The organism is Neisseria mucosa, from assembly GCF_003044445.1.
GTDB lineage: Bacteria > Pseudomonadota > Gammaproteobacteria > Burkholderiales > Neisseriaceae > Neisseria > Neisseria mucosa_A.
This window is the reverse complement of sequence record NZ_POWX01000004.1, coordinates 14131-37504: the sequence shown is the minus strand read 5'-3', so window position 1 is coordinate 37504 and position 23374 is coordinate 14131. Positions and strand designations below refer to the sequence as shown.

The window sequence follows — 23374 nt, the reverse complement described above, 5'->3', positions numbered from 1 at the left end:
ATTTGATATGCCTCTTACGAAAATCAGTATGAAGCAAAATTCCAGCCTATTCTTTTGTCTTTAAGAAGAAGGGAAGGGTGATAGGCTGGGGATTTTTATTTCACCTTGCCATACTATACGAATGTGAGGTTAGGGTATGCTGGTGTTTCTGATTTTAATTTGCCGTATAGAGCGGTATATGTTTAAAGATTGAAAAGCCAAAGAGACTGGAAAATACAGTCGGTTTGAGAAGCAGTTCGCACTACCCCCGCATCCTGTTAAAATACCCGGTCTGAAAAGACAGAAGACAAGAATAGAATTATGAGTATTGCTAATAATAAAAAAGCCTTTCACGACTTCTTTATCGAAGACCAGCTCGAAGCCGGTTTGGTATTGGAAGGTTGGGAAGTGAAAGCCATCCGCGCCGCGCGTGTGCAGCTGAAAGAAAGCTATATCTACTGGAAAAAAGACGCGTTTTATCTGGTCGGCTGCCATATTACCGCGCTGCCGACTGCCTCGACACACGTCAAACCCGATCCCGTCCGTCCGCGCAAGCTTTTGCTCAAGCAATCCGAAATCAACAAGCTCATCGGTAAAACCGAGCGTGCGGGTTACACCATCGTCCCGTTGAACCTGCACTTTACGCGCGGCAAAATCAAAATGGAAATCGGTTTGGCGAAGGGTAAAAAACAACATGACAAACGCCAAAGCCTGAAAGAAGCCGACTGGAAACGCGAAAAACAACGTTTGATGAAAAATGTGCGCTGAGGCTGATAGCAGCTTGAATTGACCGCATGACGCCGATGTTGCCGCAAACGTGTATAGTGGATTAACTTTAAATCAGGACAAGGCGACGAAGCCGCAGACAGTACAGATAGTACGGAACCGATTCACTTGGTGGGTGCTTCAGCACCTTAGAGAATCGTTCTCTTTGAGCTAAGGCAAGGCAACGCCGTACTGGTTTAAAGTTAATCCACTATACCCGCCGTTTACACATCAAGCCCTATGTTTGCAAAAACATACCCAAGATTGCTTTCTTCAGGCTTTTCAGACGACCCCTGCGACCCAATAATCAGGGTCGTCTGAAATTTTACGGAGTAACGCCATGTCCCGCTCTTCGCTTTTCCTGCCGCTGTTTTTGATTATCTTCGGTGCCGTTTGGTTTTTGAAAACGACGGACATCCTGCCCGCAACTTCGACCATCGTGTCCGCCGGTATGGTGCTGGCGGGGATTGCGGTTTTGGTGATGGACGGTGTCAACAAGCAGTCTATCGTTTCCGGCCCGCTGCTGGTGTATATCGGCGCGGCGGTATATCTGCACAATCAATACTGGCTCGGTTATTCGCCGCTGGTTGCTTTGGGAATGATGGTACTGGGCTGCCTGCTGCTGCTTTCGCGCAGCGATATGGTGCCTTATAAGCAGCATAAACAGCAGGATAACTAAGCCCCTCTCTCTGCAAAGGTCGTCTGAAAATGGTATAATCCGCCGTTTTCAGACGACCTGTTTTGTTATCGGAATCCCGTTTTGAAACAGTCAGACCGTTCCCTATCACTCTGCAAAGTTCCCGCCATGACCCAAGACAAAATCCTCATCCTCGACTTCGGTTCGCAAGTTACCCAGCTTATCGCCCGCCGCGTGCGCGAGGCTCATGTTTACTGCGAGCTGCATTCTTTCGACATGCCTTTGGACGAAATCAAAGCCTTCAATCCGAAAGGCATCATCCTTTCCGGCGGCCCCAATTCCGTTTACGAATCCGACTATCAAGCCGATACCGGCATCTTCGATTTGGGCATTCCGGTTTTGGGTATCTGCTACGGAATGCAGTTTATGGCGCACCACTTGGGCGGCGAGGTGCAGCCCGGCAACCAGCGCGAATTCGGTTACGCGCAAGTCAAAACCATCGATAGCGAACTGACCCGCGATATTTACGACGACGCGCCGAATACGCTGGACGTATGGATGAGTCACGGCGACAAAGTGTCCAAACTGCCCAACGGCTTTGCAGTTATCGGTGATACCCCGTCATGCCCGATTGCCATGATGGAAAATGTCGAAAAACAATTCTACGGCATCCAATTCCACCCCGAAGTGACCCATACCAAACAAGGCCGCGCCCTGTTGAACCGCTTTGTCTTGGACATCTGCGGCGCGCAACCGAGCTGGACGATGCCGAACTACATCGAAGAAGCCGTCGCCAAAATCCGCGAACAGGTCGGTAGCGACGAAGTGATTTTAGGGCTGTCGGGCGGCGTGGACTCTTCCGTAGCCGCCGCGCTGATTCACCGCGCCATCGGCGACCAACTGACTTGTGTGTTCGTCGATCACGGCCTCTTGCGCCTGAACGAAGGCAAAATGGTGATGGATATGTTCGCCCGCAACTTGGGTGTGAAAGTGATTCACGTCGATGCCGAAGAGCAATTCATGGCGAAACTCGCAGGCGTTACCGATCCCGAGAAAAAACGCAAAATCATCGGTGCGGAATTTATCGAAGTATTTGATGCCGAAGAGAAAAAACTCACTAACGCCAAATGGCTGGCGCAAGGCACGATTTACCCCGACGTCATCGAATCCGCAGGTGCGAAAACCAAAAAAGCCCACGCCATCAAATCGCACCATAACGTCGGCGGTCTGCCTGAAAACATGAAGCTCAAGCTGCTTGAGCCGTTGCGCGACTTGTTCAAAGACGAAGTGCGCGAACTGGGCGTCGCTTTGGGCTTGCCGCGTGAAATGGTGTACCGCCATCCGTTCCCCGGCCCCGGTTTGGGCGTGCGTATCTTGGGCGAAGTGAAAAAAGAATACGCCGACTTGCTGCGTCAAGCGGACGATATTTTCATCCAAGAATTGCGCAACACTACCGACGAAAACGGCACATCTTGGTACGACCTGACCAGCCAAGCATTCGCCGTGTTCCTGCCCGTAAAATCCGTTGGCGTAATGGGCGACGGACGCACTTACGACTACGTCGTCGCACTGCGCGCAGTCATCACCAGCGACTTCATGACCGCACACTGGGCAGAACTGCCGTACTCGCTGCTCGGCCGCGTGTCCAACCGCATCATCAACGAAGTCAAAGGCATCAACCGCGTGGTTTACGATGTAAGCGGCAAACCGCCTGCTACGATCGAGTGGGAATAAAAGTAAAGAGATAAACGCATAAAAAGGTCGTCTGAAATGGTTTCAGACGACCTTTTGGTTTTTAAACGACAGTTTCTTTTTCTGTGTAATCAACACGCTGTCCTCGATCGGCTATATGCCGAAACCAATTTGCAAACCCTGAAAACCTTGTCTGGTAGATGCCTAAGGTACATAAACCACTTGACCGATTACATCGGATTACGTAAAGTATGCGGCGTTCTTTTAAATTGGTATTACCAATTTATTTGATAATTACTCTCAGATTAAGGTTCGATATCTCTCTCGCATCCGACATCATTAGAAAAATTGATAAACAACGCTGATTTTAAGGATTCACCATGGCACTATTCCTCAGCATTTTTCCCATCATCCTGCTGATTTGGCTGATGGTTAAGAAAAACAGTATGCCTTCCTACATCGCGCTGCCGATTACCGCCGCGCTGATTTACGCCATCAAGCTGTTTTATTTCAAAGACGACGCTATGCTGCTCAACGCAACCGCAGCGTCCGGCCTGGTTTCCACACTGACGCCGATTACCGTGATTTTCGGTGCGATCATGTTCAACCGTATGATGGAAACCACCGGCTGTATCGATATTATCCGCAAATGGCTGGCGACCATCAGCCCGAATCCAGTGGCACAGCTGATGATTATCGGCTGGTCGTTCGCCTTTATGATTGAGGGTGCATCCGGCTTCGGTACGCCTGCTGCGATTGCCGCCCCGATTCTGATGAGTCTGGGTTTCAACCCGTTGAAAGTGGCGATTTTTACGCTGGTTATGAACTCCGTGCCGGTATCTTTCGGCGCGGTGGGTACGCCGACTTGGTTCGGTTTCGCACCATTAAACCTGAGTGCTGAAAACATCCTTGCCATCGGCAGACAAACCGGCGTGATGCACTTCTTCGCAGGTTTCGTCATTCCCGTCATCGGCTTGAGCTTCATCGTGCCTTGGTCTGAAATCCGTAAAAACTTAGGCTTCATCGGCATCGCCGTCTTCTCTTGTACCATTCCTTATGTCGCATTAGCAATGGTCAACGAAGAATTCCCATCACTCGTTGCCGGCGCAATCGGTCTGATGGTATCCGTATTCGCAGCCAACCACGGTTGGGGTTTGAGCAAAGACCATCCGAAAGATCCGAATGCCGAAAAAGTACCTTTCGCCCAAGTCGCCAAAGCACTTGCCCCTCTGGGTATGCTGATCGGTATGCTGGTCGTTACCCGTATCAAACAGCTCGGCATCAAAGGCCTGCTGACCAGCAAAGAAGAATGGTTCAGCTTCCAACTGCCGTTTGATTTGAGCAAAATCACCGTCAGCGACTCTTTGACCATTACCTTCGGCAATATTTTCGGACAAGGCGTCAATGCGTCATACCAAACTCTCTACGTTCCCGCATGGATTCCGTTTGTCTTTACCGTTTGGATTTGTATCCTGCTTTATAAAACCAAATTCAAAGACGCCTGGGCTTTCTACGCTGCAACGTTCAACCAAACCAAAAAACCGCTGCTTGCCTTGATGGGCGCACTGATTATGGTTCAACTGATGATGGTCGGCGGCGACGACTCCATGGTGAAAATTATCGGTAAAGAGTTTGCCGCGATGGCAGGCGAACACTGGGTTTACTTCTCTCCTTACCTTGGTGCTATCGGTGCATTCTTCTCCGGTTCGAACACTGTATCCAACCTGACATTCGGCCCGATTCAGCAACAAATCGCTATTGATACCGGCCTGTCCGTTACCCTCATCCTCGCCCTGCAATCCGTCGGCGGCGCAATGGGTAACATGGTCTGCATCAACAACATCATCGCCGTATGTACCGTACTGGACGTGAAAAACGCCGAAGGTGCGATTATCAAGAAAACCGTTATTCCGATGACGATTTACGGTGTAATCGCTGTCGCCATAGCAGCTATTTTCTTCATGTAAAAACCTTCTAAAGCAAAAGGTCGTCTGAAAATTTTCAGACGACCTTTTTCTTTTGTCCTTCCGGTACGATGTTTTGTTACAATATTCATAACCATACCGATAAGCACAAGCTGCAAACCAAGGAGAAAACATGAAAACCGCTATTGTCGATTACGGCATGGGCAACCTGCATTCCGTCCTCAAATCCGTACAAGCCGCGCAAGCCTTGTCCGGCAAAGCTGCCGAAATTTACCTGACCGCCCGTCCTGAAGACATCCTTGCTGCCGACAAAATCATTTTCCCCGGTCAGGGCGCGATGCCCGACTGTATGGCTGCATTGCGGCAAAGCGGTTTGGGCGAAGCAGTGGAAGACGGCTTGAAAAACAAACCGTTTTTCGGCATCTGCGTCGGCGCACAATTATTGTTTGAACACAGCGAAGAAGGCGATACCACCGGACTAGGTTGGTTTAAAGGCAGGGTCAAACGCTTCGCCGCCAACCAAACTGATGCACACGGAGGTCGTCTGAAAGTGCCGCATATGGGCTGGAACACAGTACGCCAAACCCGCCCGCACCCGCTGTTTAAAGACATTGGTCAAGAAACGCGCTTTTACTTTGTACACAGCTACTACTTCGCTCCCGAAGACCCCGAAACTGTCCTTGCTACCAGCGAATATCCTAACGAATTTGCCTGTATCGTCGGCAAAGACAATGTGTTCGCCACCCAGTTCCATACTGAAAAAAGCCACGACGCAGGATTGTTGCTGTTACGCAATTTCTTGGACTGGACAGGTTGAAAAGGCTTACCCTTTGATTTCTAGAAATTAATTGGGTCGTCTGAAAAGGGTTTTCAAGCGATTTTGATTAGGATTTTGTATTACTGTTAACTTGAATTATTCAAATCTGCTAAAACTCGATAATTTGTGTAAAATACACTCCGCATAAGGATAGGACTCCCATGCTGCTGATTCCCGCAATCGATTTAAAAGAAGGCCGCTGCGTGCGCCTGAAACAAGGTTTGATGGAGCAAGCGACGGTGTTTTCCGATTCGCCCGCCGAAACTGCGCTGCATTGGTTCAAACAAGGCGCGCGCCGTTTACATTTGGTGGACTTGAACGGCGCATTTGCCGGCGTTCCGCAAAATTTCCCCGCCATCAAGGACATCCTCGCTGCTGTTGCCAAAGACATTCCCGTACAGCTGGGCGGCGGAATACGCGACTTGGAAACCATTGAAAAATATTTGGATTTTGGACTGAACGACGTCATTATCGGTACGGCGGCGGTAAAAAATCCCGACTTCGTGCGCGAGGCGTGTAAAACATTTCCCGGGCAGATTATCGTCGGGTTGGATGCCAAAGACGGCATGGTGGCGATAGACGGCTGGGCGACGGTAACCGAGCATCATGTGATTGATTTGGCGAAACGTTTTGAAGACGACGGCGTCAACAGCATTATTTACACCGACATCGGCCGCGACGGCATGATGAGCGGCGTGAACATCGACGCAACCGTCAAATTGGCGCAAGCCGTCGCCATTCCGGTTATCGCATCAGGCGGATTGACCAATTTGGACGACATCCGCGCTTTGTGTGCCGTTGAGAAACACGGCGTGGCGGGTGCGATTACCGGTCGTGCGATTTACGAGGGCAGTATTGATTTTGCCCAAGCGCAGCAGTTGGCGGATTCGCTGGCATAAGTTGGTGTAGCGAAACTCGCTGCGCTCGTTTTCAGACGACCTTATTTAAAAACAACCATCCAGGTCGTCTGAAATGACCTTATGTTTTCTTACTCACTTGTCCCGCCGTTTTCAAACAATATAGCGGGACGAAGATACACAATACTCGGTTGAACCTGTTTGCTTTCATTGTTGTCCTGTCTGCACAGGCAGGACAACAGACGGGTTCGTCCTTTTTTCTTCACAATAAAAGGCGGCTGACCGCCGAATATTGTTTGGGACTCACCATCCCACACTCACTAGTTTTATTTACTTTTCAAGGGGTATTTCATGTTTGAAGCATTTATTTTGGGCTTTTGGATTATCTGGTCGTCCGGCCGCAACGTGCGCGCCGTCAGCGAAGGTTTGGGATTTACCATCATCGCCATCCTCGTCCGCCAGCTTTCCGCGTTCGATATGCCGATGATCGACACCTATTGGATGGTGTTTAACGGCGCGTTGTGGGCATTTGCCAGCACAGTATTTTATATCGTCGGACGCTTCAGCGGCCGCTTTATGACTTCCTGCGTATTCGCCGCCATTGCAGGCGTCGGCTATTTCCAACTGCTCCAACACCTGCCCAAATGGGTGCACAACTGGCTGGCGTAACACCTGCCTTGCCGGTATCAATGATTTGAAAGGTCGTCTGAAACGGATTGTCCGTTTGGGTGGAATTCGTTGTATGGGTTTTAGCGAAACTCGTTACACTCGTTTTAGCGAAACTCGCTTCGCTCGTTTTCAGACGACCTCATTCCTAGGTTTTGGAAAGGCATTCAAAATGGCACTGGCAAAACGCATCATCCCCTGTCTCGACGTTAAAGACGGCCGCGTCGTCAAAGGCGTGAACTTCCTCGGTTTGCGCGATGCAGGCAATCCCGTCGATGTCGCCAAACGCTACAACGACGAAGGTGCGGACGAACTGACCTTCCTCGACATTACCGCCTCCTCCGACAACCGCGACACCATTTTGCACGTCATCGAAGACGTTGCCTCACAAGTTTTCATTCCGCTGACCGTCGGTGGCGGTGTGCGCACCGTAGCCGACATCCGCCGCCTGCTCAATGCCGGTGCGGACAAAGCCAGCATCAACACCGCCGCCGTCACCAACCCCGATTTAGTCAACGAAGCCACCGGATTTTTCGGCTCGCAAGCCATTGTCGTCGCCGTCGATGCCAAAGCTATCAATCCCGAAAACACCCGCTGGGAAATTTTTACCCACGGCGGGCGCACGCCGACCGGCTTGGACGCAGTCGAATGGGCGGTTGAAATGCAGCGGCGCGGCGCGGGCGAAATCCTGCTCACCAGCATGGACAGGGACGGCACGAAACAAGGCTTCAACCTGCCGCTGACCCGCGCTGTCAGCGAAGCAGTCGACATTCCCGTCATCGCCTCAGGAGGCGTCGGCAATGTGCAGCATCTGATTGACGGCATCAAAGAAGGCAAAGCCGATGCCGTGCTTGCCGCCAGTATTTTCCACTTCGGCGAAGTCAGTATCCGCGATGCGAAGCTCGCCATGCGCGAAGCTGGAATCGAAGTGCGGCTGTAAGTTGAACTTGATTGACTCGAGGTCGTCTGAAAACGAGCGCAGCGAGTTTCGCTAAAACGAGTGTAACGAGTTTCGTCAAAATAAATAAGGATGCCGAATATGGATAACAGCCTGCTTGAAGCCGTCAAATTCGACGAAAAAGGCTTGGTCTGCGCCATTGCCCAAGACCGGCAGACCCGCCGCGTATTGATGGTCGCATGGATGAACGCCGAGGCGCTGCAAAAAACCGTAGAAACCGGTTTCGCCCACTATTACAGCCGTTCGCGCCAAAAGCAATGGATGAAGGGCGAAGAATCGGGACACACGCAAAAGGTGTACGAATTACGCCTCGACTGCGACGGCGACGCCATCGTGATGCTGATAGACCAAAACGGCGGCATCGCCTGCCATACCGGACGCGAAAGCTGTTTCTACAAAGTTTGGAAAGACGGCGCATGGCAGACGGTTGATGCCGTGTTGAAAGACGAAAAAGCTATTTATGGGCATACGCATCCTTAGAGGTCGTCTGAAAATGAGCGCAGCAAGTTTCGCCAAAACGAGTGTAACGAGTTTCACTAAAAATCGGGCGGATGATTGTCTGTTGTCAGAAACAGCGTTACGCGAAGCCAAGCAAACCTATGCCTTATCCGAATAGTCCTTATCCTTCAAAGCCGAAAATCCCATGACCGACACCATCCTCTCCCAAATCCAAAACACCATCGACTCCCGCAAAGGCGGCGATTCCGAAGCTTCCTACGTTGCCCAGCTTCTGCACAAAGGTGAAGACAAAATCCTCAAAAAAGTTATCGAAGAAGCGGGCGAAGTCCTGATGGCGTCGAAAGACGGCGGCGGCGAACACCTCGTTTACGAAGTTGCCGACTTATGGTTTCACACTATGGTTCTCTTGGCGCACCATGGTTTGCGCGCCGAAGATGTCGTCAACGAGCTTGCGCGCCGTCAAGGTTTATCAGGCTTGGCGGAAAAAGCCTCTCGCAAAGAGTCTTGAATTTATATTACAATCCGACCTTATTCGTTTTTCTGCCGTCTGTTTGACGAAACGCGCTGCACTCGTTTTAGCGAAACTCGATTCTCTCGTTTTCAGACGACCTCGGAGCCATTATGGACAACTGTATTTTCTGTAAAATCGCCGCCAAAGACATTCCGGCGCAAACTGTGTACGAAGACGACGAGATGTTGTGCTTCAAAGACATCCGCCCCGCCGCACCAGTTCATCTGCTGCTGATTCCGAAAGTCCATTTCGACTCGCTGGCACACGCCGCGCCCGAACATCAAACCCTCTTGGGCAAAATGATGTTGAAAGTCCCTCAAATCGCCGAAGCGGCAGGTTTGACCGACGGCTTCAAAACCCTAATCAATACAGGCAAAGGTGGCGGGCAGGAAGTGTTCCACCTGCATATCCACATCATGGGTACGCCTGCGTAAACCAACATTTCAAATATCCATTCTCAACTATATCAAGGATTTATTATGGGTAGCTTCTCTCTGTGGCACTGGATTATCGTATTAATCATCGTTGTTTTGGTTTTCGGTACCAAAAAACTGCGCAACGTCGGTAAAGACCTCGGTGGTGCCGTGCATGACTTCAAACAAGGTCTGAACGAAGGTACCGACGGCAAAGATGCTAAAAAAGACGAAGTCATCGAACACAAAAAAGACGAAGACAAAGCATAATCTATGTTTGATTTCGGTTTGGGCGAGCTGCTTTTAGTCGGCATCGTCGCCCTGATTGTACTCGGCCCAGAGCGTCTGCCCGAAGCTGCCCGCGCCGCCGGACGGCTTATCGGCAAGCTGCAACACCTCGTCAGCAGCGTCAAGCAGGAATTCAACACCCAAGTCGAATTGGAAGAGCTGCGCAAAGCCAAACAGGAATTTGAAGCCGCCGCCGCACAAGTGCGCGACAGCCTCAAAGAAACCGGTACGGATATGCAGGACAACCTGCACAACATTTCCGACGGACTCAAACCTTGGGAACGCCTGCCTGCGCAGCGTACGCCTGCCGATTTCGGTTTGGATGAACACGGCAACCCGCTTCCTTCGTTAAGCACGGAAGTTTCAGACGACCCGGCTGTTTCCACGTCGTCTGAAAACGCTATGGCGCAAGCAGGCAATCCGACGGATGCCGTCGAAACCGACACGCCTGCGGAATCCGAACAAGACCGCGCTTGGCGCGAATACCTGACCGGCAGCGCCGCTCCGGTGTCCAATGCCGTAGAAGTCAGCTATATCGACACTTCCGCAGACGCGCCCGTGCTGCATATTACTTCCCTCAAAAAACAAGCGATGAACCGCAAGCGCGACCTGCGCCCGAAATTTCATGCCAAACCCAAACTTCGCGTCCGTAAAAAGTGAGTAAACCGGTGTCCGAACCTCAAAACGAACAACCCGTCCAACCTCTTATCGAACACCTTATCGAGCTGCGCCGCCGCCTGATGTGGATCGTCATCGGCATCGTCATTTGCTTTTTCAGCATAATGCCGTTTGCCCAGCAGCTTTATACCTTCGTTGCCGACCCCCTGATGGCAAACTTACCCAAAGACACCAGCATGATTGCCACCGACGTCATCGCACCGTTTTTCGTACCGGTAAAAGTGGCGCTGATGGCGGCATTCCTCGTTTCCCTACCGCACACGCTCTATCAAATCTGGGCATTCGTCGCACCTGCCCTCTACCAAAACGAAAAACGCCTGATTACCCCGCTCGTCCTCTCTAGCGTCAGCCTGTTTTTTGTCGGCATGGCGTTTGCCTACTACCTCGTTTTCCCCGTTATCTTTAAATTCCTCGCGGGCATCACCCCCGTCGGCGTCAACATGGCGACCGACATCGACAAATATTTGTCTTTTATTTTGGGCATGTTCGTCGCATTCGGCACGACTTTCGAAGTCCCCGTCGTTGTCGTCCTGCTTGCCAAAATCGGTATTGTGACCACCAAACAACTCAAAAACGCACGCCCCTACGTCATTGTCGGCGCATTCGTCATTGCCGCCATCATCACCCCGCCGGACGTGATTTCCCAAACGCTGCTTGCCGTCCCGCTTATCCTGCTTTACGAAGCAGGCATCTGGTGCAGCCGCTTTGTCAAACCCAAATCGGACGAAACCGACGAACACCCGCCCCTTCCGCCCGCCGAAACTTAAATACAGCCTGTAATGGAGAGCGTAAATGTTAAAAGGTCGTCTGAAATGTTTCAGACGACCTTTACTACGTTTAACGAAGTGCTAAATGACTGCTAATTTTGCCGTGTTTTAATACACTCATCAAAACCCCAACGACACATTTCGAAAGGAAGTCGAACATGAAAAAACTATTATTGACCGCCATCGTCGCTTTATCCGCTACTGTCGCAGGTGCCAACGATTACATCGAGCACCAAATTTACAGCGACAGAAATTTTGAACAAAACCGTGCCAAAGCGATCAGAATGCTTGAGCAACGCGGTTACCGCGTTCACGACATCGACGCCGACGACTATCGCGGCAGACCTGTATTGGACGTAGAAGCCTACAAAGGCGGACGCGAATACGACATCAAATTGTCTTACCCCGACTTGAGAATCATCAAAGAGCGTATCGACTACTAAGAAACGATGCGTTCAAGACTGCCGCAAACTGCCCGTTTGGCGGCAGTTTTTGTTGAAGGAATGGAAATTGGATTGCCGACTTTATCATTACATACATGATTATTCCAAAGAATGTAATGTTTTCATCAACAATGTATGACGTTGTGTAAATTCCCCAAATCTAAGGAACTAAAAAACGTTTTTTTCTTTCCATTCAATTGATTCACTCAAACGGAGTATAAACATGGATTTCCACGATAAAAATAAAAAAGGACAAGAGCCGCAGGTTTCCGACTGGGAGAAACCTTTCGAGCGCCCCGACCCCGATGCGCCCCAGCCTGTTTCTGAAGTTTGGGAAGGCTCGGAAGAAACGTTCCATAAGGGTGAAGAAACTTTAAAAACCGAAGAGCTTGCGAAAATTGAAGAAGCCGTAAAAGCTGAAGAAACTTTAAAAGTTGAAGAAGCTGTGGAATCTGAAACGGCAGACCATCAACAAGGCGACAATCCCGAAGAGCTTACGCCGAAAAACATCATCATCGAAGGCATCGGGACGTCGTCTGAAAAAGCCAAAAAGAAAAAGAAAGACAAAAAAGACAAGGCGAAGAAGAAAAACCAAGCTGCCGATGTGCCGCCTTCCGATCTTTTGGGTACGAACAAAGGCGTGGAAACCATGTTCCGTAACGCCGTGCGCTCGGAGATGGAGCTGCTCGCGCTGGCGGCGACCAAGGCGAATATTATGATTTCGCTGAATGGTTTCATCGTGTCGGCGCTGATGATTTCGGGCGCATTTATTTTCTCATCGTCGCCCGAATTTCTGATTCCGGCGAGTACGTTTATGATTACCGCCGCCGCGTCCATCGTGTTCGCACTGTTGTCCGCTTCACCGGATCGTATCGGCAAAATGCAGGCTGCGCGTACTTGGATTAAGGATTTTTTCCGCGGTCGCGCCAAACTGCGTGATTTGAAAACCCGCCTCAGCAGCACTCAAACGCGCTTTTTCAGCGGCAGCCAGCCCAATATTTTGATTTACGAAGACCGTGTAAAGGTGCAAAAAGAGCAATATTGGGAAATGATGCAAGAGATTATGGGCGATCGCAAACAAGTCTATCAAAAGATGAGCGATCATCTTTACTGGCTGGGCTTGCTGGCGGACAAACAGTTCAAATACATCAACTTGTCTTATGCCGTATTCCGCTGGGGGCTTTTGGCTTCGCTGGCGGCGTTTATCGGCGTGAAGACACTACCTTCCCTTTTGACTAAACCTGCCAGCAATGCGGCCGAACTGCGCGCCTTGGGGATTAATATGTTCAACGGTGTGTACGAGCCTTCCGCCGTACAGCAGCTTCCCGACGGCAAACTGCTGATTGCCGAAGACGAACCGAACCACGCGTTCAGTATTGTCAGCATCGATCCGTCAGGCAGATTTATCGAAGACGAAGCCTTGGATACGCGTGTGATTACTGGCTTCAAACGCCGCCTGAGCGACTTGGAAGCATTGGCACGCGACGATGAAGGCTTTATCTACGCGCTCACTTCGCACTCTCGCACCCGCAAAGGCAACCGCTCGCCCGACCGTGAACACCTGATGCGCTTTAAAATCCAAGACGGCAATGTGTTGGGTCTGACCAGCTACGACAATCTGACGCAGGTTTTGGAAACCGACCACAAATTGCACGACCTCATCCGCGAACGCACCAAAGCCGAAGTTTCCTTTGAAGAAATCAATATCGAAGGTATGGCATTCGACCCTGTGAAGAAACGTCTCGTCTTGGGCTTCCGCGATCCTGAGTTCAACAATATGGCACTGGTGGCATTCATCAGCAACCCGAAAGACGTGTTCGAGCGCAACGCCAAGCCTGAGTTTGACGAAGTTGCCATCCTTGACATCGATGGCGGCGGTATCCGTTCTATCAACTACGACCCGGTGTTGAAAAACTACGTCATCGCCAACGAAGTGAAGGATGAAAACGGTCAGAAATTCTCGCAACTGTGGACCTGGAGCGGCAACCCGACTGAAGAGCCGCAAAAAATCTCGCTGCCCAACCTGCAACACATCACCAACGTCGAAGCCGTCGATTCGATTACGGTCAACGGCAAGCCGCAGATGATTGTGATGGGTGACGAAGGCAACGCTTCGCAGAAAATTACCGCCAAGTACATGGTGGTGGATTACAGCCAGTTCGGCAAACAGTAGTTTTAAAGCCGATCAAAGGTCGTCTGAAACTGAGGTTTAAGGTTTCAGACGACCTTTTTATATTTGTGGCTTTGGGATGTTGGCTGGAGGTGGAGTGATTGCCGTTTGTCCTATACTTTTTAATTATTTTTAGCAAGATGCTTCGTTAATTCATGTCGAAAAATTCGATTTAAGTCAGAAAAATAACCGCATTTTTCTTTTTTTGTTGCTTTTTGGTCAATATTAAATTTAAGGTAAAAGTTGAGGAGGAGACAATAATGAGGATTAAAACAAGAATAAATTTCAAACATTTATGCTTATTGAGTTGATATTTGTTGTGATATTTTTGAGAGTGAATTCTACGGAATAGATATATACGGAATAAATTGTTACTAATTGTTAAATATTCCTGGCGATTTGCCGATTATCCTGATATTATACCGTTCATCATAAATATACCGATTATCTTTGATAAGAACCATTTATCGAAGAAACTATTTCCAGATTTATCTGGTTTTTTGTGGAGTCACATCATGACGACTGTTGCTATCGATATTCAACCCCAATTCCGCTTTACCTGCATGGCAGCCAATGCCAACCATTTCCTGCATCAGCCGGAAAATATGGTTAAAGAATTAAACCGTCAGGCAGCTATCGCAGATAAGCGTATTTTGGTCGAGAACGTCAATATCGATCCGGAGAGTATTTGCGCCGCAGTCGTTAAACGCAACGGAATTATGTTTGCGCGGGAAAGTGGCTATTTTAGCCAGTGTGCAGGTGGTTGCCGTGGTGCAAATTTGCTGGATGGTTTGCCGGCATCTGCTGATTATGATCATGTAATCGAATTGGGCGGGGAGAATGGTTTTGGCGCATGCTTCCATGATGATAATGAAGCCCGCAGTACCGGTTTGATTGAATGGCTTTATGCACAAAAAGCCGATACCGTCATTATCGGTGGTTTGGCAACGGAAGAAGCAATCAGCCGTACCGCCGAACAATTACTGTGGTACAACGACAGCCTGCACATTATCGTCAATCTTGCCGCCTGTCACGGTTATGCACCTGAAAGCACCATTCAGACTGTCTATAAAATGCGTAAATCCGGTATCTCTGTTGTCAGCAACGCTGAAGAGATTCCCGAACAAATGCTCCGTTATGCTAACGAAGCTTGGTTTAAAGTGTCGTAACCTCTTGCTATCACTCCCAGCTGCAAGAGTTTTTCAGGTCGCTTTTAGCGGCCTGTTTTTTTGGGGTTATATGGTATGAATGAGAAAAGGTCGTCTGAAAGTGTATAGTGGATTAAATTTAAATCAGGACAAGGCGACGAAGCCGCAGACAGTACAGATAGTACGGAACCGATTCACTTGGTGCTTCAGCACCTTAGAGAATCGTTCTCTTTGAGCTAAGGCGAGGCAACGCCGTACTGGTTTAAAGTTAATCCACTATAATTTTTGTTTTCAGACGACTTGAGGCAAGGTGCTTATGGATAAAATATACGGTGATAAAAGCCAAGCGGTCCTTGTCTCTGTAATATTTTATGATACAATATGCCCTTTCTCTTGAGGGTCTGTAGCTCAGGGGTTAGAGCAGGGGACTCATAATCCCTTGGTCGTGGGTTCGAAACCCACCGGACCCACCAAATACCGAAGCCTGGACAAATGTCCGGGCTTTTTCTTTTGTTCTTTTTATCATGGTAGTGTTTTTGTTTGAAATAAAATATCAAAATTACCTATTTTTTGTATTTATGTTTATCCAAAAAACAAAATCTCAGATTTTTTATTCAATATTGTCTTTTTAAGCGCACCTTATGTGCGAAATTTTGAAGCAGGCCATTATGGCTGTGCTATATGCGGTTACGCTTTGCTACAATGCGGTTTCTTCACATTTCTTAATACAATAATCATGAATCATTCGGTTTCTTGGTCGTCCAAACTTGGTTTTGTGCTAGCTGCGGCAGGTTCGGCAATCGGCTTGGGCGCAATTTGGAAATTTCCGTACACCGCGGGGACAAACGGTGGGGCGGTGTTTTTCCTGTTGTTTTTGCTTTTTACGATTTTGGTGGCATTACCCGTACAGCTTGCCGAGTTTTATATCGGCAGAACGGGCGGTAAAAATGCCATCGATTCTTTCAAAACCCTGCGTCCTGGTTCGCAATGGCCTTGGGTGGGGCGTATGGGGGTAGCAGCCTGCTTTATCTTGCTGTCTTTTTACAGTGTCGTCGGTGGTTGGGTGTTGAACTACGTCGTCCATAGCTTTACCGGAGAAATCCATGCCGGTGCGGATTTTGAGGCATTATTCGGTGCGACCATTTCCAGTCCTGCAGGGTCGTTGTTTTATCAAGGGCTGTTCATGCTGATTACCATTTGGGTAGTTCAGGGCGGTGTATCCGACGGGATTGAAAAAGCAAACCGTTACCTGATGCCGGGCCTGTTTATCCTGTTTATTGTTTTGGCCGTTCGTTCACTGACGCTGCCCGGGGCGATGGAAGGGGTATCCTTCCTGCTAAAACCCGACTGGTCGCATCTGAAGCCGCAAACCATGCTTACGGCTTTGGGGCAGGCATTTTTTGCGTTAAGTATCGGCGTGTCTGCGATGATCACTTATGCATCTTATTTGGGCAAAGACCAAGATATGTTCCGTTCAGGTAATATCATTATGTGGATGAACCTTTTGGTTTCTCTGCTGGCGGGGCTGGTTATTTTCCCGGCGGTATTTGCTTTCGGTTTTGAACCGAGCCAGGGGCCGGGTTTGATTTTCGTTGTTTTGCCTGCAGTGTTCATGAAAATGCCGTTGGGGCAGATTTTGTTCGCCGTCTTTATGCTGCTGGTGGTGTTTGCGACGCTGACTTCGGCCTTTTCGATGTTGGAAACCGTGATTGCCGCTACGATTCGTCAGGATGAGGGTAAACGCAGCCGCCATACTTGGCTGATTGGTACGGCAATTTTTATTGTCGGTATTCCTTCCGCCTTGTCTTTCGGTGTTTGGGGTGAGTTTAAAATCTTCGGAAAAACTGTTTTCGATTTGTGGGACTACCTGATTTCGGCAGTTATTATGCCGATTGGCGCATTGAGCGTTGCCGTGTTTACTGCGTGGATTCAGGATAGGGAGTCCGTATTGGCGAATGCCAGTGCAGGCAGCAGCGTTCCCCAAACCATTATCCGTCTTTGGCTGATGGTGTTGCGCTATGTTGCACCTTTGGCGATTGTCGTCGTATTTGTCAATTCTCTAGGCTTGATTTAAAAACTGTCCGGAAATGGCAAAGGTCGTCTGAAAATCTTGATTTGTGGTTTTCAGACGACCTTTTTACTTTTATAGTGGATTAAATTTAAACCAGTACGGCGTTGCCTCGCCTTGCCGTACTATCTGTACTGTCTGCGGCTTCGTCGCCTTGTCCTGATTTAAATTTAATCCACTATAAGTCGTTCAGGCTATGGTTTCGATGCGGTTGTCGGGCATGACGAGCCAGACTTTTGCCTGTTTGGCGCGTGCGGCGGTACGGATGGCGGCTTCGTCCATGATGGAGAACGCGGTGGAGAAGGCATCGGCAACGGCGGCGGTCGGCGCCATGACGCTGACGCTGTGGTAGCGCGGTGTGGCAGTGCCGGTGCGCGGGTCGAAGAGGTGGGTGAACTTGCCGGCCTCGTCCAGCACGGTACCGTAGCCGCCTGAGGTGGCGAAGGCTTGATTTTGCATGGAGAGGGTCAGGAGGGTGGCTTCTTCGTTTTTGGGATTGCGGATGCCGACGTTCCATGTGCGTTGGTTGTTGGTGTCGAAGCCGCGGATTTCGCCCATATCGACGAGGGCTTGGCGGATGCCGTGCTGTTGCAGCAGGGCGGTGATTTTGTCGGTGATGTAGCCTTGGGCGATGCCGTTGAGGGATAAGCCCATGCCTTTTTGTTCGAAGAGGATGGCTTTTTGGTCGAAGACGACGTGTTTGAAGCCGACGAGTTTGAGGGTGCGCCGGATGTCCGGTTCGGACGGCGGGGTTTCGGCACGCGGATTGCGGCGGAAATGGTCTGCGTAAAGGTTCCACAGCACTTGGACGGTGGGGTCGAACGCACCGTCTGTCAGGGCGTAGGTGTCGCGGCAGATGCTCAAAAGAGCGAGGAAATCGGGCGGCGGGTTGTTCAGACGACCTTCTTTGTTCAGTCGGTTGATCAGGCTGTCTTCGCGGTAGAGGCTGAAGATTTTTTCGAGGCGGGCGACTTCGGCGAGGACTTTGTTGACAAGGATTTCGGCTTCTTTGCGGTCAACACCGAAGAGGCGGAGCTCGGCGCCGGAACCCAGCGCGATGCCTTTCCAGATAACGGGCTCGCCGGTGGTCGGCAGCGGGGCGGGGCGGTTGCGGTTTAGGAGAAAGGGCGCGGCCGCTCCGGCGGTAGTCAGGGCGGCGATGGCGAAAAAGCGGCGGCGGGTGAGCGGGGTGTTCATGGCTTGGGATGGGTCGTCTGAAAAGTGAAGCGGGGGAATTGAGTGGAAGTCGGTTTGGCTGAGTTTGTGTGTGAGGGTGTAGGGCAGGCGTTTCAGGCGTACCACCATTTCCGCATAGGATTGTTATTGTTACGGAAAGGACAGCGGGTGACGGCTGAGGCTTAATTTACGTTTTGGCAGAACTTGTTTTTCCGCCATCAAGCCTGCCTTCACACTTTAGCACCAAGCGTCAACCGCCTCGTCAGTCGCCCATTGCCGCCAGAAGCTCTGCCTGATGCTCGGCAATCAGGGCGTTGGTGATTTCTTCCAAATCGCCGTCCATCACAAAATCCAGCTTGTGCAGGGTAAGGTTGATGCGGTGGTCGGTCACGCGGCCTTGCGGGTAGTTGTAGGTGCGGATGCGTTCGCTGCGGTCGCCGCTGCCGATAAGGGATTTGCGTTCGGCGGCTTCTTTGGCTTGGGCTTCGCGTTTTTGCGCGTCGTTCAGGCGGGCGGCGAGGACTTTCATTGCCTGCGCTTTGTTGGCGTGTTGGCTGCGGCCGTCTTGGCACTCGACCACCATGCCTGTGGGCAGGTGGGTGATGCGGACGGCGGAGTCGGTTTTGTTGATGTGCTGACCGCCCGCGCCGGATGCGCGGAAGGTATCGATGCGCAGATCGGCGGGGTTCAACTCGATGTCTTCCAGTTCGTCCGCTTCGGGCATGATGGCGACGGTGCAAGCGGAAGTGTGGATACGGCCTTGGCTTTCGGTGGCGGGAACGCGCTGCACGCGGTGGCCGCCCGATTCAAATTTCAGACGACTGTACGCGCCCAAACCGACGATGCGGGCGATGACTTCTTTATAGCCGCCCAACTCGCTTTCGTTGGCGGAAACGATTTCAACCTGCCAGCGGTTGCGCTCGGCGTAGCGGCTGTACATACGCAGCAAATCGCCTGCAAACAGCGCGGCTTCGTCGCCGCCCGTTCCGGCGCGCACTTCGATGAAGATGTTTTTGTCGTCGTCGGCATCTTTGGGCAGCAACAGTTTTTGCAATTCGGTATCGAGCGTGTCGATTTTGGCTTTTGCCGCTTCGATTTCTTCGGCGGCAAAGTCTTTCATTTCGGGGTCGGACAGCATTTCTTCGGCATCCGCCAAGTCGCTTTGCGCCAGCTGATAGTTTTGGAACACTTCGACCACGGGCGTCAATTCGGCGTGTTCTCGCGTAAGCTTGCGGTAGTTGTCCATATCGGACGTGGCTTCGGGCTGTCCGAGAAGGTGGGTGACTTCTTCCAGTCGGTCGCTGAGTTGTTGTAATTTTTCTAAGATAGACGGCTTCATAATTCTTCCATAATAAATGCCGCCGGGAGTCGTCCGCGACGGCGCGAGGAGGCGTTATTATAATGGGTTTGGTTGGAAATTCAAAAAGATATGACTGAAAAGGTCGTCTGAAAACTTTTCAGACGACCTTTTGACGGTTTAACGTTTGTCCAATTTCCGCGCCAACGCGTTGCCGATGCTTTGAATCAGGATAACGAGCAGCACGAGGAGGGCGACGATGAAGATGATGACCTCGGTTTGGTAGCGGTAGTAGCCGTAGCGGATGGCGAGGTCGCCCAAGCCGCCGCCGCCTATCATGCCTGCCGCCGCGCTGTAAGAGAGCAGACCGATGGCGAGGACGGTAATGCTGGAAACCATGCCCGCGCGCGCTTCGTTCAAGAGGACTTTGCGGACGATGGCAAGCGGCGATGCGCCCATGGCGGTGGCGGCTTCAATCACGCCTTTGGGGACTTCGCGCAGGTTTTGTTCCACCAGTCGGGCGAAGTAAAACAGGCCGGACACGCTCAATACCAGCGAGGCGGCAATCGGGCCGATGGTGCTGCCGACGATGGCGCGGGTCGCGGGTATCATGGCAATCATCAGGATGACGAAGGGAAAGGCGCGCATCAGGTTGACTAAGTTGTCGAGCAGGAAATTCACCGGCTTGTTGTAATGCAGCTGGCGGTTGGAAGTCACGAAAAGCAAGACGCCCAAGAGTGTGCCGAAGATGACGGCAATCGTGGTGGACAACCCGACCATAACGAAGGTTTCGCCCAAGGCGCGGACGATTTCGTCTTTCATGCCGACGATGGTGGAAACGGCTTGTTCGAATGTTAAGTCTGCCATATCAGTCCTCCCGAATCAGCTCGCGCCCGATTTCGGATTGGGCGTGGATTTGGTTGCCGCGTACTTCGATGATTTCCACCACTTTTCCTTTATCCAAAAGAGCGGCGCGGTCGCACAGGCGGCGGATGACGCTCATTTCGTGGGTTACGATGACGATGGTAACGTTGAAGCGTTTGTTGATGTCTTCCAAACATTCCAAGACGCTGCGCGTGGTGGCGGGGTCGAGGGCGGAAGTGGGTTCGTCAGCGAGGATGACTTGGGGCTTGGATGCGAGCGCGCGGGCGATGCCGACACGCTGTTTTTGTCCGCCGGAAAGCTGGGCGGGGTAGTGGTCGGCGCGTTCGGTCAGACCGACGATTTCAAGACATTCTTTAACACGTTCTTTGATTTTTTCAGACGACCATCCGGCAATTTCCAAAGGAAAGGCAACATTGTCGGCAACGGTACGGTTGCTCAAAAGATTGAACTGTTGAAACACCATGCCGATATTCTGCCGCGCCTGACGCAATGCGGCGGCATCAAGGGCGGTCAGCTCTTGTCCGCACACATTGACCTTGCCGCTGTCGGGACGTTCCAACAGGTTAATCAGGCGCAGCAGGGTGGATTTGCCCGCGCCGGAATAGCCCATCAGACCGAAGATTTCGCCGTCTTGGATTTCGAGGCTGGTCGGCTCGACGGCGGCAAAACGGGTTTTGTCGCGCGTTTGGTAATGTTTGGAAACGTTGTCCAAAATAATCATAAATACTTCCTGATACTTCCGGAAAAAAAGAAGCCCGATGCTGTACACAACGGGCTTGGATATAAAGAAAGGAATAAAAACAGCAGAAAATGAAAATACGCTTTAGCTGTTAATGCCCGCAAGCTGTGTCAAATCGGCAATGTTAACTCAGATACGACTATAATCAAAATCGGTAACTTTGTCAAGTTTTGATATGATTTGTAATTTTTAAATAATAAATTGTCAGTTTATTTGCCGAAAAGCTCCGCCACCATGCGGGCTTCTTCCTCAGTATAAGCCGCGCCGTTGAGCTTCGCGGTCAGGATAAATTCACCGCTTAACCCTTGTTCGGCGCAGGTTTCGCGCCAGCCTTGCAGCCTTTCTTCATCGCTGGCTTTCCGTTTCAGACGACCTATGGTCTGAGCCGCCTGTTTGGTTTGTTCGTTCATTAGCGTTTCTTAACAAAATGAAACAAAAGGCAAAGGTCATCTGAAAATTTTCAGACGACCTTTGCTATTCGTATTTACACCGTTTGCGAATATTGGGCTTTGGTTTCCTTGTGGCGCAGATGGTAGTCAAAGACCATGGCGATGTTTCGTATCAGGAAACGGCCTTTGGGGGTAACGGTCAGTCCGTGCTGTTTCAAGCGGACGAGTCCGAGGGAGGCGAGTTGTTCCAAGTCGGCAAGTTCGTCTTTGAAATAGAGGTTGAACGGAATACCGAACACGCTTTCGTAGATTTGGTAATCCAAGGCGAAGCGGCACATCAAGTCTTGAATGATGTTGCGGCGCAAAAGGTCGTCCTGATTGAGCTGGTAGCCGCGCATGATGGGCAGGTGTCCTGCATCGAGTGCGGCATAGTAAGCGTCAATGTCGCGTTCGTTTTGGGAGTAGGTACTGCCGATTTTACCGATGGAAGATACGCCGATGGCGACCAAATCGCAGTCTGCGTAAGTCGAGTAACCTTGAAAGTTGCGCTGGAGGAAGCCTTCTTTGAGGGCGATGGAGAGTTCGTCATCGGGTTTGGCGAAATGGTCCATGCCGATGAAAACGTAGCCGCGCTCGGTCAGGGTTTGGACGCAATATTGCAGCATATCGAGTTTTTCTTCGCTGCCGGGAACGGCTTCGGTATCGATACGGCGTTGCGGCTTGAAGATATGCGGCAGGTGGGCATAGTGATAAAGGGCAAGGCGGTCGGGATCGAGCGACAATACCGTATCAATGGTGGTTTTGATGCTTTCGGCGGTTTGGTGCGGCAGACCGTAAATCAAATCAACGCTGACGGATTTGAACCCTGCTTCGCGGGCAGCATCGATGACTTCTTTGGTTTCATCGTAGCTTTGGATGCGGTTGACCGCTTCCTGCACTTTGGGATCAAAGTCCTGAATGCCGACGCTCATGCGGTTGAAGCCGAGCTTGCCGAGCATGAGGACAGTTTCGCGACTGACTTTGCGCGGGTCGATTTCGATGGAGTATTCGCCGCCGGGTATCAGTTGGAAATGTTTGCGTATCATGCGGAATACGCGTTCGATTTGGTCGTCGCTCAAAAAGGTCGGCGTACCGCCGCCGAAGTGCAGTTGCGCGAGCTGATGCCGTCCGCCCAGATGCGGGGCGAGCAATTCCATTTCTTTTTCGAGGTATTCGATATAGGCATCGGCGCGGCTTTTATCTTTGGTGATGATTTTATTGCAGCCGCAGTAGTAGCAAATAGTATTGCAGAAGGGGATGTGGATATAAAGCGAAAGGGGCTTGTTCAAAGCCCCCATACTGCGCTGATTCAAGGCATTGATATATTCGGCTTCGCGAAATCCGTCATGAAAACGGTCGGCTGTGGGGTAGGAGGTATAGCGCGGACCACTAGAAGGAAGAGTAGAGATGAGTTCGCGGTCAAACTCAGGCTTGTCATTGTTTCTATTGTGATTATTTTGTATTGGTATTACTTTCATGGCGTGTGCGTAGTTTTAGAGTAATGATGTTAGTCAATCTTCAGATAGTTTGGTAGAATGCCACAGTATGATAAACCTGTCTTGATATGTGTCAACAACTTACTCAATCGAGACCGGATAAAAACCTTAA

The 23374-nt window shown here is 50.7% G+C and carries 24 protein-coding genes, 1 tRNA gene and 2 pseudogenes; 20 read left to right on the top strand and 7 right to left on the bottom strand.

Going from position 1 to position 23374, the window contains the following annotated elements; all coding sequences use genetic code 11:
* Window positions 1-288: 288 nt before the first annotated feature.
* The 20 genes and pseudogenes from smpB to DBY90_RS03295 form a co-directional block, all read left to right on the top strand.
* Window positions 289-747 (top strand): annotated as a pseudogene (gene smpB, locus DBY90_RS03400) (SsrA-binding protein SmpB); the annotation flags it as partial.
* 337 nt (window positions 748-1084) lie between these two features.
* Complete coding sequence (locus tag DBY90_RS03390) at window positions 1085-1423, top strand: hypothetical protein (protein ID WP_003760104.1); 339 nt, start codon at window positions 1085-1087, stop codon at window positions 1421-1423.
* 126 nt (window positions 1424-1549) lie between these two features.
* On the top strand, window positions 1550-3115 hold the full coding sequence (gene guaA / locus DBY90_RS03385; RefSeq protein ID WP_003740869.1) for a glutamine-hydrolyzing GMP synthase: 1566 nt from the start codon (window positions 1550-1552) through the stop codon (window positions 3113-3115).
* 338 nt (window positions 3116-3453) lie between these two features.
* Entirely contained in the window at window positions 3454-5040 is a 1587-nt protein-coding gene (locus DBY90_RS03375; RefSeq protein WP_070492732.1) for an L-lactate permease, read from the top strand.
* 130 nt (window positions 5041-5170) lie between these two features.
* Window positions 5171-5815: an imidazole glycerol phosphate synthase subunit HisH gene (gene hisH / locus DBY90_RS03370; protein ID WP_070492733.1), complete on the top strand. Its 645-nt coding sequence runs from the start codon at window positions 5171-5173 to the stop codon at window positions 5813-5815.
* A gap of 161 nt (window positions 5816-5976) precedes the next feature.
* Window positions 5977-6714 (top strand): 1-(5-phosphoribosyl)-5-[(5-phosphoribosylamino)methylideneamino]imidazole-4-carboxamide isomerase, encoded by a 738-nt coding sequence (gene hisA, locus DBY90_RS03365; protein ID WP_070774816.1) that lies wholly within the window; start codon window positions 5977-5979, stop codon window positions 6712-6714.
* Window positions 6715-7023: 309 nt separating this feature from the next.
* The gene (locus tag DBY90_RS03360) at window positions 7024-7341 is read left to right on the top strand and encodes a multidrug transporter MatE (RefSeq protein WP_107986538.1); all 318 of its coding nucleotides are present in this window, start codon (window positions 7024-7026) and stop codon (window positions 7339-7341) included.
* Window positions 7342-7510: 169 nt separating this feature from the next.
* Entirely contained in the window at window positions 7511-8278 is a 768-nt protein-coding gene (hisF, locus tag DBY90_RS03355) for an imidazole glycerol phosphate synthase subunit HisF (RefSeq protein ID WP_107986536.1), read from the top strand.
* A gap of 99 nt (window positions 8279-8377) precedes the next feature.
* Window positions 8378-8776 (top strand): phosphoribosyl-AMP cyclohydrolase, encoded by a 399-nt coding sequence (gene hisI, locus DBY90_RS03350; RefSeq protein ID WP_003769029.1) that lies wholly within the window; start codon window positions 8378-8380, stop codon window positions 8774-8776.
* Window positions 8757-8912, top strand: coding sequence for a hypothetical protein (locus tag DBY90_RS13100; RefSeq protein WP_168166270.1), 156 nt, complete (start codon window positions 8757-8759; stop codon window positions 8910-8912). The genes hisI and DBY90_RS13100 overlap by 20 nt, the downstream gene beginning before the upstream one ends.
* 27 nt (window positions 8913-8939) lie before the next feature.
* The gene (locus DBY90_RS03345; RefSeq protein ID WP_070774815.1) at window positions 8940-9263 is read left to right on the top strand and encodes a phosphoribosyl-ATP diphosphatase; all 324 of its coding nucleotides are present in this window, start codon (window positions 8940-8942) and stop codon (window positions 9261-9263) included.
* A 113-nt stretch (window positions 9264-9376) separates the two neighbouring features.
* Window positions 9377-9700, top strand: a complete 324-nt coding sequence (locus DBY90_RS03340; protein ID WP_003740880.1) for a histidine triad nucleotide-binding protein — start codon at window positions 9377-9379, stop codon at window positions 9698-9700.
* A gap of 45 nt (window positions 9701-9745) precedes the next feature.
* Window positions 9746-9949, top strand: a complete 204-nt coding sequence (gene tatA / locus DBY90_RS03335; RefSeq protein WP_003679438.1) for a Sec-independent protein translocase subunit TatA — start codon at window positions 9746-9748, stop codon at window positions 9947-9949.
* 3 nt (window positions 9950-9952) lie between these two features.
* Window positions 9953-10627: a Sec-independent protein translocase protein TatB gene (tatB, locus tag DBY90_RS03330; protein ID WP_070774814.1), complete on the top strand. Its 675-nt coding sequence runs from the start codon at window positions 9953-9955 to the stop codon at window positions 10625-10627.
* Between the two features lie 8 nt (window positions 10628-10635).
* Window positions 10636-11412 (top strand): twin-arginine translocase subunit TatC, encoded by a 777-nt coding sequence (gene tatC / locus DBY90_RS03325; RefSeq protein ID WP_107986534.1) that lies wholly within the window; start codon window positions 10636-10638, stop codon window positions 11410-11412.
* A gap of 158 nt (window positions 11413-11570) precedes the next feature.
* Complete coding sequence (locus tag DBY90_RS03320) at window positions 11571-11855, top strand: PepSY domain-containing protein (protein ID WP_003740886.1); 285 nt, start codon at window positions 11571-11573, stop codon at window positions 11853-11855.
* A gap of 223 nt (window positions 11856-12078) precedes the next feature.
* Window positions 12079-14028: a Pycsar system effector family protein gene (locus DBY90_RS03315; protein ID WP_070493569.1), complete on the top strand. Its 1950-nt coding sequence runs from the start codon at window positions 12079-12081 to the stop codon at window positions 14026-14028.
* 512 nt (window positions 14029-14540) lie between these two features.
* Window positions 14541-15194 carry a cysteine hydrolase family protein gene (locus tag DBY90_RS03310; protein ID WP_019271425.1) on the top strand — a complete coding sequence of 218 codons (654 nt, stop codon included), beginning with the start codon at window positions 14541-14543 and terminating at the stop codon, window positions 15192-15194.
* 376 nt (window positions 15195-15570) lie between these two features.
* Window positions 15571-15646, top strand: a tRNA-Ile gene (locus tag DBY90_RS03300).
* A gap of 263 nt (window positions 15647-15909) precedes the next feature.
* On the top strand, window positions 15910-17247 hold the full coding sequence (locus DBY90_RS03295; protein WP_083286778.1) for a sodium-dependent transporter: 1338 nt from the start codon (window positions 15910-15912) through the stop codon (window positions 17245-17247).
* A 72-nt stretch (window positions 17248-17319) separates the two neighbouring features.
* On the opposite strand, the pseudogene DBY90_RS13625 reads toward DBY90_RS03295, so the two are convergent.
* The 7 genes and pseudogenes from DBY90_RS13625 to hemN form a co-directional block, all read right to left on the bottom strand.
* A pseudogene (locus DBY90_RS13625) lies at window positions 17320-17430 on the bottom strand (IS5/IS1182 family transposase); the annotation flags it as partial.
* The gene (locus DBY90_RS03285) at window positions 17431-18438 is read right to left on the bottom strand and encodes an FAD:protein FMN transferase (RefSeq protein ID WP_070493722.1); all 1008 of its coding nucleotides are present in this window, start codon (window positions 18436-18438) and stop codon (window positions 17431-17433) included. It abuts the pseudogene before it with no gap.
* A gap of 241 nt (window positions 18439-18679) precedes the next feature.
* Window positions 18680-19756, bottom strand: a complete 1077-nt coding sequence (prfA, locus tag DBY90_RS03280; RefSeq protein ID WP_070493572.1) for a peptide chain release factor 1 — start codon at window positions 19754-19756, stop codon at window positions 18680-18682.
* A gap of 138 nt (window positions 19757-19894) precedes the next feature.
* Window positions 19895-20581 (bottom strand): methionine ABC transporter permease, encoded by a 687-nt coding sequence (locus tag DBY90_RS03275; RefSeq protein WP_070493575.1) that lies wholly within the window; start codon window positions 20579-20581, stop codon window positions 19895-19897.
* A gap of 1 nt (window position 20582) precedes the next feature.
* Window positions 20583-21320 carry a methionine ABC transporter ATP-binding protein gene (locus DBY90_RS03270; protein ID WP_070493578.1) on the bottom strand — a complete coding sequence of 246 codons (738 nt, stop codon included), beginning with the start codon at window positions 21318-21320 and terminating at the stop codon, window positions 20583-20585.
* Window positions 21321-21547: 227 nt separating this feature from the next.
* A complete protein-coding gene (locus DBY90_RS03265; protein ID WP_019270508.1) occupies window positions 21548-21748 on the bottom strand; it encodes a hypothetical protein in 201 nt (66 codons plus the stop codon).
* A 74-nt stretch (window positions 21749-21822) separates the two neighbouring features.
* Window positions 21823-23244: an oxygen-independent coproporphyrinogen III oxidase gene (hemN, locus tag DBY90_RS03260; protein ID WP_070493581.1), complete on the bottom strand. Its 1422-nt coding sequence runs from the start codon at window positions 23242-23244 to the stop codon at window positions 21823-21825.
* Between the last annotated feature and the right edge of the window lie 130 nt (window positions 23245-23374).